14 protein-coding genes are annotated in these 14,171 nt (G+C 64.8%); 6 read left to right on the top strand and 8 right to left on the bottom strand.

The features are described 5' to 3' along the window. Positions 1–121: 121 nt before the first annotated feature. Positions 122–463, bottom strand: coding sequence for a DUF5655 domain-containing protein (locus AC1DD3_RS19820; protein ID WP_230119489.1), 342 nt, complete (start codon positions 461–463; stop codon positions 122–124). 102 nt (positions 464–565) lie between these two features. Between AC1DD3_RS19820 and AC1DD3_RS19815 the strand changes: the two genes are divergently transcribed. After that, on the top strand, positions 566–1,174 hold the full coding sequence (locus AC1DD3_RS19815; RefSeq protein ID WP_230119488.1) for a GNAT family N-acetyltransferase: 609 nt from the start codon (positions 566–568) through the stop codon (positions 1,172–1,174). A gap of 10 nt (positions 1,175–1,184) precedes the next feature. On the opposite strand, the gene AC1DD3_RS19810 is transcribed toward AC1DD3_RS19815, so the two are convergent. Then, positions 1,185–1,979 carry an SGNH/GDSL hydrolase family protein gene (locus tag AC1DD3_RS19810; protein ID WP_230119487.1) on the bottom strand — a complete coding sequence of 265 codons (795 nt, stop codon included), beginning with the start codon at positions 1,977–1,979 and terminating at the stop codon, positions 1,185–1,187. A 253-nt stretch (positions 1,980–2,232) separates the two neighbouring features. Between AC1DD3_RS19810 and AC1DD3_RS19805 the strand changes: the two genes are divergently transcribed. Beyond that, positions 2,233–2,946 carry a tyrosine-protein phosphatase gene (locus AC1DD3_RS19805; RefSeq protein WP_230119486.1) on the top strand — a complete coding sequence of 238 codons (714 nt, stop codon included), beginning with the start codon at positions 2,233–2,235 and terminating at the stop codon, positions 2,944–2,946. Then, positions 2,943–5,135, top strand: a complete 2,193-nt coding sequence (locus tag AC1DD3_RS19800) for a trypsin-like serine protease (protein ID WP_230119485.1) — start codon at positions 2,943–2,945, stop codon at positions 5,133–5,135. Before AC1DD3_RS19805 ends, AC1DD3_RS19800 begins: the two co-directional genes overlap by 4 nt. 2 nt (positions 5,136–5,137) lie before the next feature. Here the strand turns inward: AC1DD3_RS19800 and AC1DD3_RS19795 are convergent, their stop codons facing one another. From AC1DD3_RS19795 to AC1DD3_RS19780, 4 genes are all read right to left on the bottom strand, one after another. Beyond that, positions 5,138–5,446: an antibiotic biosynthesis monooxygenase family protein gene (locus AC1DD3_RS19795; RefSeq protein WP_230119484.1), complete on the bottom strand. Its 309-nt coding sequence runs from the start codon at positions 5,444–5,446 to the stop codon at positions 5,138–5,140. Between the two features lie 109 nt (positions 5,447–5,555). After that, positions 5,556–6,881 carry a right-handed parallel beta-helix repeat-containing protein gene (locus AC1DD3_RS19790; protein ID WP_230119483.1) on the bottom strand — a complete coding sequence of 442 codons (1,326 nt, stop codon included), beginning with the start codon at positions 6,879–6,881 and terminating at the stop codon, positions 5,556–5,558. 239 nt (positions 6,882–7,120) lie between these two features. Further along, positions 7,121–7,870: an ABC transporter permease gene (locus AC1DD3_RS19785; RefSeq protein ID WP_230119482.1), complete on the bottom strand. Its 750-nt coding sequence runs from the start codon at positions 7,868–7,870 to the stop codon at positions 7,121–7,123. A gap of 41 nt (positions 7,871–7,911) precedes the next feature. After that, entirely contained in the window at positions 7,912–8,343 is a 432-nt protein-coding gene (locus AC1DD3_RS19780) for a PaaI family thioesterase (RefSeq protein WP_230119481.1), read from the bottom strand. A gap of 184 nt (positions 8,344–8,527) precedes the next feature. Between AC1DD3_RS19780 and paaZ the strand changes: the two genes are divergently transcribed. Both paaZ and AC1DD3_RS19770 read left to right on the top strand, forming a co-directional pair. Continuing rightward, positions 8,528–10,639 carry a phenylacetic acid degradation bifunctional protein PaaZ gene (gene paaZ, locus AC1DD3_RS19775; RefSeq protein WP_476882350.1) on the top strand — a complete coding sequence of 704 codons (2,112 nt, stop codon included), beginning with the start codon at positions 8,528–8,530 and terminating at the stop codon, positions 10,637–10,639. A 243-nt stretch (positions 10,640–10,882) separates the two neighbouring features. Then, complete coding sequence (locus AC1DD3_RS19770) at positions 10,883–11,290, top strand: VOC family protein (protein WP_230119479.1); 408 nt, start codon at positions 10,883–10,885, stop codon at positions 11,288–11,290. Between the two features lie 129 nt (positions 11,291–11,419). Here the strand turns inward: AC1DD3_RS19770 and AC1DD3_RS19765 are convergent, their stop codons facing one another. Further along, on the bottom strand, positions 11,420–12,250 hold the full coding sequence (locus AC1DD3_RS19765) for a DUF427 domain-containing protein (protein WP_476882349.1): 831 nt from the start codon (positions 12,248–12,250) through the stop codon (positions 11,420–11,422). Positions 12,251–12,307: 57 nt separating this feature from the next. Next, positions 12,308–12,913 (bottom strand): TetR/AcrR family transcriptional regulator, encoded by a 606-nt coding sequence (locus AC1DD3_RS19760; protein ID WP_230119477.1) that lies wholly within the window; start codon positions 12,911–12,913, stop codon positions 12,308–12,310. A gap of 312 nt (positions 12,914–13,225) precedes the next feature. Here AC1DD3_RS19760 and AC1DD3_RS19755 point away from each other — a divergent pair. Next, positions 13,226–14,171, top strand: a 946-nt coding sequence (locus tag AC1DD3_RS19755) for a multicopper oxidase domain-containing protein (protein ID WP_476882348.1), incomplete at its 3' end; no start/stop codon positions are given.

Here is a 14,171-nt window from a genome sequence, read left to right as displayed (position 1 = left end):
GCCGCCACTCACCAGGGGCGACCGGCCGGACGGGGTAGTGACTTGATAGGAACGTGCGGCTTGAAAGGTCCTGCATGACGGACGCCGACCCGGGCCACCATCCAGCGCCAAGTCTGCCGCCTCAGGCGGTGAGCGCATATCCTTCGCGGATCCAGGCCAGCACCTCGGCATCAATTTCTGAAGGGTCCTTCAGGATGACTTCGTTGTGCCACCGGTTGGCCGATACGCGCTCGGCGCGGTGCACACGATCGGATTCGAGCTGCCTCGCCAGGACGATGTTGACCAGAATGCCGCCCCGCCGGGGGTGGATGCCGAGAAAAGCACGCCCGTGTGTGACATGGAACGAGGACGCGTTCTCCTGTAGCTCACACCCATCCAAAGCAGAAATCTGATCGAGGAGGGCACCGTAAACACCAGACGAAATCGGGTCACCATCGATGCGTTCTCTTGCGGTACGAGCCATTCAGCCAGCATAAGGGTGAGGGTTGTCTCGCGCTGCTTGTGCCGCCAAACGATTTGAAGAATTGTCTATAGGAACATCATCGGGCGCCTCTAGGATGGTGCGGTGACCCCGATTCAACCCATCACCCTGACCGGCAAGGTCGTCGTCCTTGAGCCACTGGCGCACAGCCACCACGACGGACTGGTGGAAGCGGCCCGCGACGGCGAACTTTGGAAGCTCTGGTACACGAACGTCCCCGCCCCGGACCGGATGGCTGCAGAAATCGACCGCCGGCTGGCCCTCCAGGAATTGGGCTCCATGCTGCCCTTCGCCACGCGGCTGATAGACCCGACCACGGGCGGTCCGGGTCGGGTGATCGGCATGACCACTTACATGAACATCGACGCCGATACTCCCCGCGTTGAGATCGGCTCAACCTGGAATGCGGCCTCTTCGCACGGCAGCGGCAGCAACGCGGATTCCAAGCTGCTGCTCCTGCAACATGCCTTCGAAACGCTCGGCTGCCCCGCCGTCGAATTCCGCACACACTGGCTGAACCACCAGTCGCGGGAAGCGATCGCCCGGCTCGGAGCCAAGCAGGACGGTGTGCTCCGCAGCCACTCCCGGACCTCGGACGGCGTGCTCCGGGACACCGTGGTGTTCTCTATCCTGGAACACGAGTGGCCCATGGTCCGCAACGGCCTCGAGTACAGGCTGGCCAGGAAGCGGTAGGACGGCTGTGCTACGACTTTGAGTAGGCACCCTTAGCCAAGAGCGCCGCGTAGTATGCCTCGTAGCCCGAAGCATTCGGGTGGAAGTTGTCAGGAGCGAGCGGAGTCAGAGGGTCGTAGTTGATCCAAGCGGGGGTGCTGTTGGTGGCGTGTCCTGCGAAGGCGGTGGTTACGTCCACGTATTGCGTTTTAGTGTAGTCGGCTGCTGCGGCAATGGCGGTGTTGAGGCGATCGGTCAGCAGGTTGGCTGTGGCGGTAAAAGTATCGACAGGTTCGAACAAATGCGGGTAGCCCGTTAGGACAATTTTCGCGTTCGGTGCTGCGGCGTGGACGGCCTGCACGAGGCCAACCAGCCGGGCACTGACTGTCCCCAACATGTTCGAGGCAAATCCGAGGGCGGCCGCGCAGTTCGCACTTGATGGGGCTGGAAGGCAGGCGATCAGGACGGCAGTGCTGTTCAGGTCATTTGCGCCAGCCGTAATGGTCACAAGGGCCGTGTTTTTCTTGAGGCGTCCTAATTGCGTCGCGGCTACGTCTAACGTCGTTGCACCGCTGCACGCCGCATTGGTGACGAGGCGGACAGACTTCGCAACGTCGGCGTCCGCCGCGTAGCTGTTGTCGCTGCGAAAACACGAGTCAAGATAAGGCCCTGCCCCCTGCCCTGCGGCATAGGAGTCGCCAAGCGCCACATAGGCGATGGGCGGTGCCGCCTCCGCCGGTACTGCTGTGAAGCCCAGTGCCATCGCCATAGTGGCGAGCCCGGCCGCGAGAGCCGAGCGCCGCCGGATTGTCGTCCTCTTGCCCATTGGATGTCCCCTTTTCGTTGCAGATCCTGTGCCTTGAACTAATCGGTGGTGAAACGGCGTCGTTGCGGCACGCCATCAGACCCGGCATGGCCGGTGGAGGCAGCAGTGGCCGGGCGATGGCGCTCATCGCCTTAGAGTACGCCTGGTCGTGGGGCTATGGTCCTGTCGCGAGTACTCGATTTTGGCCGGCAGTGGCCGCGCCACTTGGATGCAGCCAGTGCAGCCGGCGCGGAAGATGTGGTTAGCTGTCTCCGTGAACGCGAGGGAACTGGCACCTGTGGGCTGGGACGGTGCCGTCAATGCTTGGCGCGTGGCCGGTTCGGTCTACCGGATGGGCCGCCGCGAGTGGGTCACGGCCGCCGGCTGGCAGGACGCACACAATGACGGCGTCCGCACCGTCATCGACCTCCGCAACCCCGCCGAACGGCAACCCCGGGACGCCGATCCCGACGTGGGCGGGGCGCTCGCCGCGTTCGACGTCATATTTGCCCCGACCGAGGACCCGGACAACCGCGAGTTCAAGGCTCTCTGCGTCCCCTACCTCAATGACCCCGCCTATTACGCCGCCAACGCCCGGCTGTTTCCGGACAAACTGGCCGCTGTGTTCAAGGCTGTGGCCGCATCCCCTGGCGGAGTCGTGATCCATTGCTCGGCAGGACGGGACCGCAGCGGCATGGTCGCAGCCATGCTTCAGGACCTCGCCGGCGCCCCTGACGGCGATATTGTCGCTGGCTACCAGGCGGCCATGCGCGGCATCAATGAGCGTCACCGCACACGGCTGACACCGCACCCCCACGAACGGTACCTGGACGAAGAAACCCTGGCGCCGCTCCTGCAAAGCCGCGGGGAAGGCGTCCTTGATTTCGTTCGGTCACTCAACACCCGGGAGTACCTCCTGCGGCATGGCGTTTCGGAGCCGGAGCTGGAAGCCATCCTGTCTGCCCTCGGCGCCAGGGTGGCCCTGTGACTTCCTCCGCATACGGCGCAGCAGGCCGGCGCGCACTGGCTCTGGCGGCGGCAGCAGCTGTCGCCCTCAGCGCCGCTCTCGGGTCCGTGCCGGCTTCCGCTGCCGAGGAAAGTCCGACGCCGGCAGTCACCGGCGGTGCCGCGTCGCCGTCGGTTGCCAGTAGACCGAGTGTCAGCAGCCCGAGTGTCAGTAAACCCAGTGTCGGCGCTACGGGTGTCAGCGCCTCCGGTATCAGCGACGAAGGCCTGGCGGAGGCAGTTGCGCGGGATCTCGGCATGACCCTGGCGGAGTTCAACGCTGCCGGTGCGCAGGGAAAACGCGCTGCCGATGCGCTGGCCACGCTCTGGAAGCTGCCCGGTTTCGTTGCGCTCAGCCTGCACGACGGCCATGTTCTGGTCGAAGGCACGGGCCCCGGGCTTCAAAAGAGCGTTGCGTCGCTCAACGCGGCCGGCCAGGCTGGCAGGAACGAATTCGTGCTCATCGCCCCGGGCGCAGCGTCCGCCGCTCGGGTCCCTGGGACGCCAGTGCAGACAACGCCAGCGCACGCAACGCCAGCCCCGGCGACACCAGCTGGGGCAACGCCAGCCCCGGAGACACCAGCAAAGGCTGCGCCAGCCCGAGCAACTCCGGCGCAGGGGCCTGCTCCGGAGAAGGATCTTCAGGCAACCAGCACCGAGCAGCTCTACCGGGCCTATTTGCACGACGTCGGCGCAGCAGGCCTGCAGGCTGTGGCCGCGGCCGGTGGCAAATTCATCATCCGCACGGGCGGCGTCAATTCCCCCGAGAAAGCGTCTCAAAGCGGACAACAGCCGGGGGGCGGCGTAATGCGGGGGGCCGCCGGCGAGACCGGCATGTCGCCGTCGGAATTCGTGGCACAGTACGCCAACGTGGTGCTGGAGAAGGGCGAGCCGATGGCCAGCGAAGAGGACTTCCTCGGCGGCCAAGGCTACCGAATCGACGGTGTGGTGGTCTGCTCTTCGGGGTTCAGCGCCTTTAGCCCTGGAGGAGAGCCGCTGGTGCTCACAGCTGGCCACTGCGCGGAGGACGGCACCGCCCGGCTTGCGGAGGTAACACTTCCGGCGGGCGAACCGGCCGGTGGCTCCGTCGCGGAGAGTGGGGTCACCGGGGAACTCGGGACCTTCGGATTCAGCCAGTTCGGCGGCCCGGGAAACGCCAGGATCAGCACCGACCCGGCTGGCGCCGTGGAACCGGGGTCCGACATCGCCGTCATTGAATCCATCCGTTCCGACCTCGACCTGCTGCCTGCCGCGACCACATGGGACGATCCCGCAGACCTCGGCGCCGGGGCCGTGCCGATTGTGGGCACCGCCGCCCCCTTCGTCGGACAGGCTGTCTGCCGCTCCGGCCGGACCGCGGGCTGGTCGTGCGGCACGGTGGACGAGGTGGGGATCTATGTCGTAGAGGGCGGCTCCGGCGAGCCGGACGACCTCCGATCCTTCCGTGGGTTCCTCTCCACATCCGTGCAATCAAGCGGAGGCGATTCCGGTGGTCCCTGGATCAGCGGAAACTATGCGGTGGGAACACACTCGGCCGGAAACTCAAGAACGTCGGCAGAAAACTTCGCTGTGGCTGCCACCCTGCAGGAATCGCTCAACGTGCTGCCGGGCGTCCAGCTGAGGCTGTTCCTCAACAAGCCGGCACTGGACGCACCCCTGCCGGCCGGGCCAATCGCCGCAGGGCAGCGCATCACGGGCAGGATCCCGGCAGCTCCGGCCGCCGCTGTACCGGCTGGCTCCAGTGTCCGAATTGTGCTGCCGGCCCACGAGCCGCTGGACGTCCCAGCAGACGCTGACGGCAACTGGTCGTTTACAGCGCCCGCCTCCGCTACGCAGTTTTCGGCGCAGACCATCAACGGCTTCAGCAGCTCCGGGACAAGCACCTTCAGTACGGTCGAGAAACCAGCCGCTTCAAACCCGGCCACGCCGTCCAAGCCTGCCGCGCCGGCACGCTCTGTCCGGGCCGCCGAACTGAAGCCGGCGCCCCAGCCATCCGTCGTGGCTGTGCTGCCTGACGGCATCACGTACATCCGGGATGCAACGGCGAGCACTACGGACAGGCTGGCCGACACCGGGGCGTCCGGCCTGCTTGCGGCAGGCGGCGTGGCAGGCGCTGCCCTGCTCCTCGGCGGATTGCTGCTTCTCGCAGTCCGGCGGCGCGGCAGGCGATAGGACTACTTCGCGGCCGTGCCGATCGTCGCTGCCTCGTCCAGTGTGTGAGGCTCGAAGTGTTCAACTATTTCGCGGATCGACTGGAGGCTTTCCGTGAATGCGGCCGATGCCCGCCACCGTTCAATCTGGTCCAGGGACTCCCACGGTCCCGTGCTGATGAATCGGTTGGGTACATCCCGGTCGTGCATCAGAATCCCCTTGGCTTCCGGGAAATCCGTCTGCGTTCGTGCGGCCATGTCCTGCCACGCCTTCACGAAATCGTCCTCATGGCCCGGTTTGATGAGCCAGATCCCCAAGGTATAAACCGACACGATCCACCACCTCCATGGCGCTAAGAGCAGTTACCTTGATTATCTTCCGGTGCTGCGGCAGGCGGAAGGGCTCACACCGGACCGGGGCACCTCCGGTGCCGGCTCCGACCTAGCAATTCGGCGAATCGTATTCGTAGGCGCCGGCGTCGGCCCTTCCGATTCCACCGCAGAGACCGCTCTGTGGCACCTGCACCCGGTCCAGGTCCAGCCCAAAAGGACTGCCGCCGACCCGGTCGACGGCCGGGCTGGCCGATGTCAGCCGGAGATCTTGGGGTGCGTTCGCGAAGAGGGCCGGGGCCGTCGTCGAAGTCTTGTCCAACACCACGTTGCTTGGCCCGTTGATGACGTTGGCCTGTTCGGTCCAGCCGGAGCCATCCAACCAAAGCGCGTTGCGGTTGGCCACCAGAATGTTGCCTCTGATGACCGTCGAGGACGGGCACGTGGCGTGGCACACTACTCCGCGGGAATGGCTGCCGTTCAGCCAGACCGTGTTGAATTCAAAGACAGTGTTGTTGGTCGGGCCGAAGGGTGATCCCGTTCCGCGGGCGATCAGGCCCGAGGCTTCGGCGCAGTCAGGGCCGCAGGAAGCGCGGACGAGGTTGTAACGGTAGGTGTTGCCGTCGGCAGTGCCCTTCGATCGTCCCAGTTCCGAGAACACATTGTTGTCGATCGCCTTGTTGTGGTGGATCAGGTTGCGGTTGCCGTTGTAGATCTCGAAGGCGCTACCGTCGCGGCCGAAGTCGGAGGAGGCGGCAGTGGAGCCGATCACGGTATTGCCGAAAAATTCGTTGTCGTCACCGTTGATGAGCACGCCGAAGGCGCCGGAATCGTCACTGCAGTCAACGGCCTGCGGCGTGCCGCACCGGGTTCCCGGGGTGTTGACGTTCATGACGTTGTTGTCGGCCAGGAAGTTGTTGGCATACATGCCGAAATCAGAGCCGGAACTCACCTTAATGCCAGCCGTGTTGTTGGAGGCTTCCGAACTTCTGACGATGTTGTTGTCGCCCGCGACGTTAAAGCCCGCGTAACCGCAGGATGTGGCGCGCAGCCCGTCTACTTCGATGAAGTTGCCGCTGAGCCGGAAACAGTTTCCCCCTTCGCCGCCGGTGACGGTCGGCAAACTCCCGCTTCCGTAGTTCTTCAGCGTGATGGCTGAGCCGGCAGTTCCGTTGCGGCTCACCTCCACGATGCCGATCCACACATCACCGCGGCGGAAGCTCACTGTGTCGCCGGGCTTGAGGTCGGCTTCGTTTACCTTGGACAACGATTGCCAGGGCGATCCACTCGATGTTCCCGGGTTGGTGTCGCTGCCGGCAGCACTGACGTAGTAATTGGTGGTCGCCGGCGCCAAGGCGGAAGTAGTCACACCCGCCAGCAAGCCGCCTGCCAGAACGGCAACTGCCAGGATTGCGGCCCTTGTGGATTTCTTGCTCATGCATCCGCCTGCGGTGGTGCGGAAACTACGGAACTCGGCTTAGCGCCGACGTCGGCCGCCGCCGGAAAGGGAACCGGACGGAGGCACCATTTTTAGACAGAACCACCTTTGGGTGGATGGCTGCCGCATGCCACTCATCCAGAGGAGCCAGCGTATAAAGCGTCCATGGCAAAGTCAACGCTTTCTCCTCCGCCACCCATGACCGCCAGACCGCCCCGAGCCAAATGTTGGCCGGGCGTTCAACGTAGTGCGCCGGGCCGCACACGGACCGGAGCAAGCATGTGCACCAGCATCACTGCGGTGATTGAGCCGGCGGCCATGATCGAAGCCAGCACCACAATCTGGAAACGCCCTGCCTCCAACGGTGAAAGCCCGCCGAAGATGGCTCCCACGAAGGCCCCGGGCAGTGTGACCAGGCCGGTTGTCTTCGTCTGGTCGATCGACGGTATGAGGGCCGAGGACGCCGCCCCGCGCGCCATGTCCCGGGTCGCCTGCCGGGGAGTGGCACCCAGCGCCAGCCAGGCTTCGACGAGGTCCCACTTGTCAATGACAGCCTCGTTGAACCGTCGGCCGGCCAATGCCGCAATCGTCATGGAGTTTCCGATGACGATGCCGCCGATTGCCAGGGCGTAGCGCCCTGTGAAACCGATGGATCCCGTGGCGAAGACGATGGCAAGCGCAACAATGATGCCGGCGGCCATCGACGAGCCAACCATTGCCAAGTGGGTCCAGCTCCAGCCGAGGCGGCGCGTGGCAGTCATGGCAGCGACAACGAACATGACGCCCAGCGCCACGGCAACCCAGGTGCCGCTGGCAATGACGGCTCCCAGGATCAGGCTGACCGCTGCCAGTTGCGCGGCTCCGCGAAGGATGGCGAGCGCGGGGGCGAAGCCGTGCGGCACCTTAAAGGCTTTGAGAACCCCGGCTGTCAACACCATGAGGAGCCCGACTGCCGCCAGGGTCGGAGTCAGGTTGGCAAGCTCAGTCACCTGATCAGCCTAGCGGCGGACGAATCACGGTCACATGGCGGCTACGACTTCCGGGCCAGCAGCAGGTTGGTGATCCGGAGCGTGCAGAGCCGCTGGCCGGCCTCGTTGGTAATCAGCACCTCATGGGTGGTGAGCGTCCCGCCCAGGTGGATCGGCGTCGCCGTGATGGTGATGAGGCCGCTGCGGGCTGACTTGTGGTGCGTGGCGGAGACGTCAACACCCACCGCCGTCTTGCCCAGCGTGCTGGCGTGGATCACCGCTGCCCAGGACCCCACGGCCTCGCCGACAGCCAGGGATGCGCCGCCGTGCAGTAGGCCGAACGACTGGCGGTTCCCCTCCACGGGCATCGTGGCTACCACGCGTTCCACGGATTCCTCGATGATTTTCACGCCCATCTTCTCGTCGAGTTCACCCAGGGTGATCTTCCACGTCTCGGCGGTCTGCACGTCTGCGTCGCGGTGCTCGGGCGTCATTTGCTCTCCTCAGAACGGTGGCCGGGTCCTGCCGGGGCCCGGCTCGGCTGCAGCGCTTCTTAGTGTGCAGCGGGGCACATTCATGTACTGTAGACATATTACCGAACGGACGGTCAGTAATGCGCTGGCCGGATTGCCGGATTGCCCGGATTTGTTTGTTCCGCGTTGGAAGGACCCGTCAACGATGACCACAACCGCTACCGCTCCTGAGGCCACCCTGGACACAGTAGAGACCGTCCCCAGTTTTGTGCAGGACTCCTGGTGGACTCCCGACGCCGGTTCGGCAGCTTCCGCTGTCCCCGTGCGTGACGCCAGCACCGGGGAAATCCTAGCGAAGGTGAGCACGGACGGACTGGACTTGGCCTCCGTCGTGGATTACGGACGCACCACCGGCCAGACGGAACTCGGCAAGCTGACCTTCCACCAGCGGGCTCTCAAGCTCAAGGAGCTCGCGCAGTACCTGAATGCCCGCCGCGAGCACTTCTACACGTTCTCCGCGCAGACCGGCGCTACCAAGATCGACTCGATGATCGACATCGACGGCGGAATCGGCGTGCTGTTCACCTTCGGCTCCAAGGGCCGGCGCGAACTCCCCAACTCGCAGGTTGTGGTGGACGGACCCATGGAGGTGCTGTCCAAGGACGGCTCGTTCGCGGGGGAGCACATCTACACGCGGATTCCGGGCGTCGCCGTCCAGATCAACGCTTTCAACTTCCCTGTGTGGGGCATGCTGGAAAAGCTCGCCCCCGCGTTCATCGCCGGCGTACCCACCATCGTCAAGCCCGCCACCCCCACCGGCTACGTCGCCGCGGCCGTGGTGAAGGCGATCATCGAATCCAACATCCTGCCCAAGGGCTCGCTGCAGCTCATCTCAGGCTCGGTCCGCGGACTGCTGGACGTGTTGGACTACCGCGACCTCGTGGCCTTCACCGGCTCCGCATCCACCGCTCAGTCCCTGAAGTCACACCGGAACGTGGTCGAGGGCGGTGTCCGCTTCACCTCCGAGACCGACTCCCTCAACGCTGCCATCCTCGGCACCGACGCCGTCGAAGGAACCCCGGAGTTCGACGCCTTCGTCAAGTCCGTCGTCACCGAAATGACCGTCAAGGCCGGCCAGAAGTGCACCTCGATCCGCCGCGCCATCGTCCCGCAGGAGCTGGTGCCCGCCGTCATTTCCGCCATCGGCGCCCGTGTCGATCAGCGCGTCGTGCTCGGGGACCCGCGCGCCGAAGGTGTCACGATGGGCGCGCTCGCCTCGCTGGAGCAGCTCGGGGACGTCCGCGCCGCTGTGCAGTCCATGCTTGACGCCGGCGGTGAGCTTGCGTACGGAACTCTCGATTCGCCGTCGGTCACCAGCGCTGATGGTGCCACGGGCGTCGTCGACAGCGGTGCCTTCATGTCCCCGGTGGTGCTCAGCTGGGCCGATGCCGAGGCGGAACAGGTCCACTCGCTGGAGGCGTTCGGCCCGGTTGCGTCTGTGATCGGGTACAAGGACCTTCCCGACGCCGTCCGGCTCGCCGCCCGCGGCGGCGGCTCCCTCGTCGCCTCGGTCTGCACCAATGATCCGGCTGTGGCCCGGGAACTGGTCACTGGCATCGCGGCCCACCACGGCCGTGTGCTGATGCTGAACCGTGAGGACGCGCGCAGCTCCACGGGTCACGGCTCTCCCGTGCCGCATCTGGTGCACGGCGGGCCGGGCCGCGCCGGCGGTGGCGAGGAACTGGGCGGCATCCGCTCCGTGATGCACCACATGCAGCGCACCGCCATCCAAGGCTCGCCCAACATGCTGACCGCCGTGACGGGCGTCTGGCACACCGGAGCGGACCGCAACTTCACCGTTGAAACGGAGGGCACGCACCCTTTCCGCAAGTCGCTTGAAACCCTGCGGATCGGCGACGCCGTCCGCTCCGGGCTGCGCCAGGTTTCGCTGGAGGACATCACGGCCTTCGCGAATTCCACGGGCGATACTTTCTACGCCCACACCAACCAGGGGGCCGCGGAAGCCAACCCGTTCTTCCCGGGCATCGTGGCGCACGGCTACCTGCTGCTGAGCTGGGCCGCGGGGCTGTTCGTGGAGCCCGCGCCGGGCCCGGTGCTGGCCAACTACGGCTTGGAGAACCTGCGCTTCATCACGCCCGTGGCCGCCGGGGACTCCATCCGCGTCACACTCACGGCCAAGAAGATCACGCCTCGCGAGACCGACGAATACGGCGAGGTGGCCTGGGACGCCGTCCTGACCAACCAGAACGACGAAATCGTGGCCACCTACGACGTCCTCACCCTCGTGGAGAAGTAGGCCGGTGGAGAAGTAGCGCCGGCTTTTCCCGGACGCTCTCTCACGTCGTGTCGGTTTTTCCCGGACGCTCTCTCACCCAAGTGAGAGAGCGTGGGCGTTGGGCTGCGGGAAGTGAGAGAGCGTCCGGTTTGGGCTGCGGGAAGTGAGAGAGCGTTTAGGCCGTCTGGAGCGGTTCCCGCCGGGTTTTCGTGAGATCTTTCGCGGGCAGCCGGGCGTAAAATGTCCTCCGTAGGAGGTGGCGAAATGACCCTAGTACTAAACACAGCCACAACCGTCCTGCCCGTCGATGACAGAGAGCGCGCCCGTCGTTTCTACGCGGAAACACTCGGACTCCCTCATCGCGGCTTGGCAGATGACGGAAGCGAATTGTTCGGCAGCGAAGGCGGCCCGATGCTGCAGCTGATGGAGGTCAGAGACGGCAAACACTCTGATCACACCACCTTGAGTTTCGAGGTTAGTGACATTGAACGGACCGTCCAGGACATGGAGTCCAAGGGCGTTCGGTTCCAGGACTATGACCTCCCGGATCTCAAGACCGAGAACCATATCTGTTCAACAGACGCCGAGAAGTGCGCCTGGTTCATGGACACCGAAAACAACATCCTCTGCGTTCACGAGAGGCTCGGCACCCAGGCTGAATACCAGCTCTGACCGTTCCCCCGCACCGTTCGCAGCTTTTCCGAACCCTTCCTCACCCAGTGAGGGAGGGTTCGGTTTTTGGGCGCAGGATGCGAGGGAGGGTTCGGTTTTTGGGCGCAGGAAGTGAGAGAGGGTTGGGGTTCAGGACCAGGGCGTGACGGGGTGCTCCTGCAGTTCGCCATCGACGGCAACATCCACGCGCTCGTTGAAGAAGCAGACCAGTCCGTGGATCTGGCTGGCGTCGATAAACCGTGAATCGTAGGCCCAGGCCACGTTCCGGCCGCGGTCCGACTCCGGGAAGCTCCAGTACTTCGCCTCACCCTTGTACGGGCAGACAGTCCTGTGCGAGCTAGCATCCAGCAGGTCCAGCCGGACGTCCGCTGGCGGGAGGTAGTAGCGGACCGGCAGCATGGTTTCATACAGCAGTTGGGCGCCGACCGTGTCGGCGAGTTTCACGCCGTCGAGCGATATTTCCACGCGCCGGAGCGTGGCCCGTATATCCACCCGGTGGAAGGGGTCGCGCGGGTGGCCGATAATTTCCTCTTGGTCCTCCAGCCAGTGGAATGCCGCAAAATCCAGCACCACGTAGCCGTCCAGGTCGGGATCGGACGGGCGGAAAGCGGCGCGGGGGAGTATGTACGCCGATGCCATGACGTCCAGCTCCTCACCCGGGGTGGTGTGCCGCCGGAACCCTGTCCGCGGATCCAGCCCTGTCTGCCCGCTGGATGACCAGGCAAACGGGTGTTCCTCGACGGTGCCGTCCTCCGATTCGGGGCGCCGGAGCCTGGCCAGGAGGTCCTTCTCCGGAACGGCATACACCGGGGTGACGCGCTTCGGCTCCCACACCAGGAGCGCGTCCTGGGTGTCGACGACGGGACTTCCGTCAATGCCCGCGCGGACCCTCTTGGTGGTGGGCTGGTAGCGCAACTCGGGAAAGACGGCGAAGAGGACTTCGGATACCTTGGTGGCCATGCCTTTAGCGTGGGCGCGGCGGCGAGCCGGCGTCAACGGCTATTTCGTTGCCCGGCGTCAGGCCTTGGCGTGGAGGCCGTCGAACACCATGGTGATGACGTCGTCGGCGAGCTTTTCCGGCGAAAGCGAGCCGCCCGGCTTGTACCATTCCACGATCGAGTTAATAGTGCCGAACAGCAGCCGGGTCACGGTGCGGGGATCGATGTCCTGGCGCAGCGATCCCTCGTCCCGGGCCGCGGAAATCAAGCCAGCCACTTTGTGGTCAAAGGCCCGCCGGCGTTCCATTGCGTTCCGCTCGATGTCCGTGTTGCCGCGCAGCCGGAGCAGCAGCGTGACGAACGGCAGGCGGTCCACCAGGACGGCAATGGTCTGGCGCAGCACGAACTCCAGGCGCGCATCGGCGGCGCCCGAAGTGGCCCCCGGTTCGTCCAGGATGGCCTCGAGGCCGCCGAGGGCGTGGTCCAGGGCGAGCTTCAGGAGATCGCCCTTGGATGGCACGTGGTGGTAGATTGCGGACTTTGAGATGCCCAGGTTCTCGGCGAGGATGCCCATGGACGTGGCATCGTAGCCGTGACGGTTGAAGACGTCGACGGCGATCAGCAGCACTGATTGCTGGTCGTATCCGGGGCGGCCGCGCTTTGTGGGTGCTGCTGTACTGGGCATACCGGCTATTTTCTCATGAACGTTCGGTAATCCAAGCACGGGCGAAAACAAAATGCGCTGGACAACCCGCATGTTCGCGCGGGTCCCGAGTTCGGCCGATCGGCAGACCGCCAGATCGGAGGGTCTGCACCAAAAGAGCACCAGCTTTTCGCAAGGTTGCAAACCCACAGTTGTCGCCAGGGGAATCGCCGCAGAAAAGCTGATCCACAGAGGACAAGGAGGTCCTCGTGGTCAAGATTCGGTCTCGTAACCACACATGACGACCGGGGCGGCTGAGTTGGGTTGCGCCCCCACGCCAAGGAGGCGCAGACCATGTCTGAAGAATCTGCAAACACCCGCGGGCTCGCACGCCGCGCACTTCTCCGCTTAGGTGCCGCCGGAGGAGCCGGAGCGGCACTCGTGGCCGCACAGGCCTGGGCCAGTCCGCTGCTGGCCCGGAGGGGGCTGCTTTCGGCTGACGGCGCCTTCGCCGCCACGTCCACAGCGCTTGGTGACGTAATTTTCTACATCGAAAAGTTCCCCACGAGCCCGCTGATCATCTCCCCGTTCAGCGACCCGCTGCCGATCCCGAAGGCGCTGGCCCCGGTCCCGAAATCGGTGTTCAGCGCCTGGCGGAATCCGCCGGGACCGGGACCGGGCCAGCAGAACTCCTTGGGCAATGAGCAGCACCAGGTCTGGCCGAGCCAATTCGGCGAGCCAGACCCCATCGTCTACAAGATCGACGTGCTGTTGCGGCAGCACGCGTTCACCACCTCCCAAGTCCTGCCGATTGACTCGGACGGCCGCCCGACAGTCTCGTTCGATTCATCCCGCAGGACCTTCCCCGCGGGCACGAAACGGACTTTGCCGCAAAGCACGATCTATGGCTTCAACGGGACCTTCCCCGGGCCCATGATCAACGCCGAATACGGCAGGCCGGTCCTGGTCCGCTTCGAGAACCACTTGGATGAGAACCCGCTGAACCTAGACCGCCAGGACTTCGGTTCCCCGGACTTGTCCTTCCTGACCCACCTGCACAACGGCCACACGGCACCGGAAAGCGACGGCAACCCGCACTACTCGATGGTGTCCGGGCCGAGGCACCCAGGCTTCAGGCCGCAGATGTTCGTCGACAACCTGTATCTGAACTGGCCCGCCGGTGGAGATGACCGCGAGAAGCAGAGTTTCTTCTGGTTCCACGACCACCGCATGGACCACACAGGTTCAAATGTTTACAAGGGCATGGTGGGGCTGTACCCGATCTATGACCCGAAGAACG

It is taken from the genome of Arthrobacter sp. 05T444, assembly GCF_056395905.1.
The sequence above is the reverse complement of the archived record's forward strand: the minus strand, read 5'-3'. Positions and strand labels throughout refer to the sequence as shown.

Bases quoted from the DNA above. Each gene is read 5' to 3' on its own strand.
- paaZ (WP_476882350.1), top strand. From the start codon at position 8,528: ATGACCACAACCGCTACCGCTCCTGAGGCCACCCTGGACACAGTAGAG.
- AC1DD3_RS19770 (WP_230119479.1), top strand. From the start codon at position 10,883: ATGACCCTAGTACTAAACACAGCCACAACCGTCCTGCCCGTCGATGAC.
- AC1DD3_RS19760 (WP_230119477.1), bottom strand. From the start codon at position 12,913: ATGCCCAGTACAGCAGCACCCACAAAGCGCGGCCGCCCCGGATACGAC.
- AC1DD3_RS19780 (WP_230119481.1), bottom strand. From the start codon at position 8,343: ATGACGCCCGAGCACCGCGACGCAGACGTGCAGACCGCCGAGACGTGG.
- AC1DD3_RS19820 (WP_230119489.1), bottom strand. From the start codon at position 463: ATGGCTCGTACCGCAAGAGAACGCATCGATGGTGACCCGATTTCGTCT.
- AC1DD3_RS19790 (WP_230119483.1), bottom strand. From the start codon at position 6,881: ATGAGCAAGAAATCCACAAGGGCCGCAATCCTGGCAGTTGCCGTTCTG.
- AC1DD3_RS19810 (WP_230119487.1), bottom strand. From the start codon at position 1,979: ATGGGCAAGAGGACGACAATCCGGCGGCGCTCGGCTCTCGCGGCCGGG.
- AC1DD3_RS19765 (WP_476882349.1), bottom strand. From the start codon at position 12,250: ATGGCCACCAAGGTATCCGAAGTCCTCTTCGCCGTCTTTCCCGAGTTG.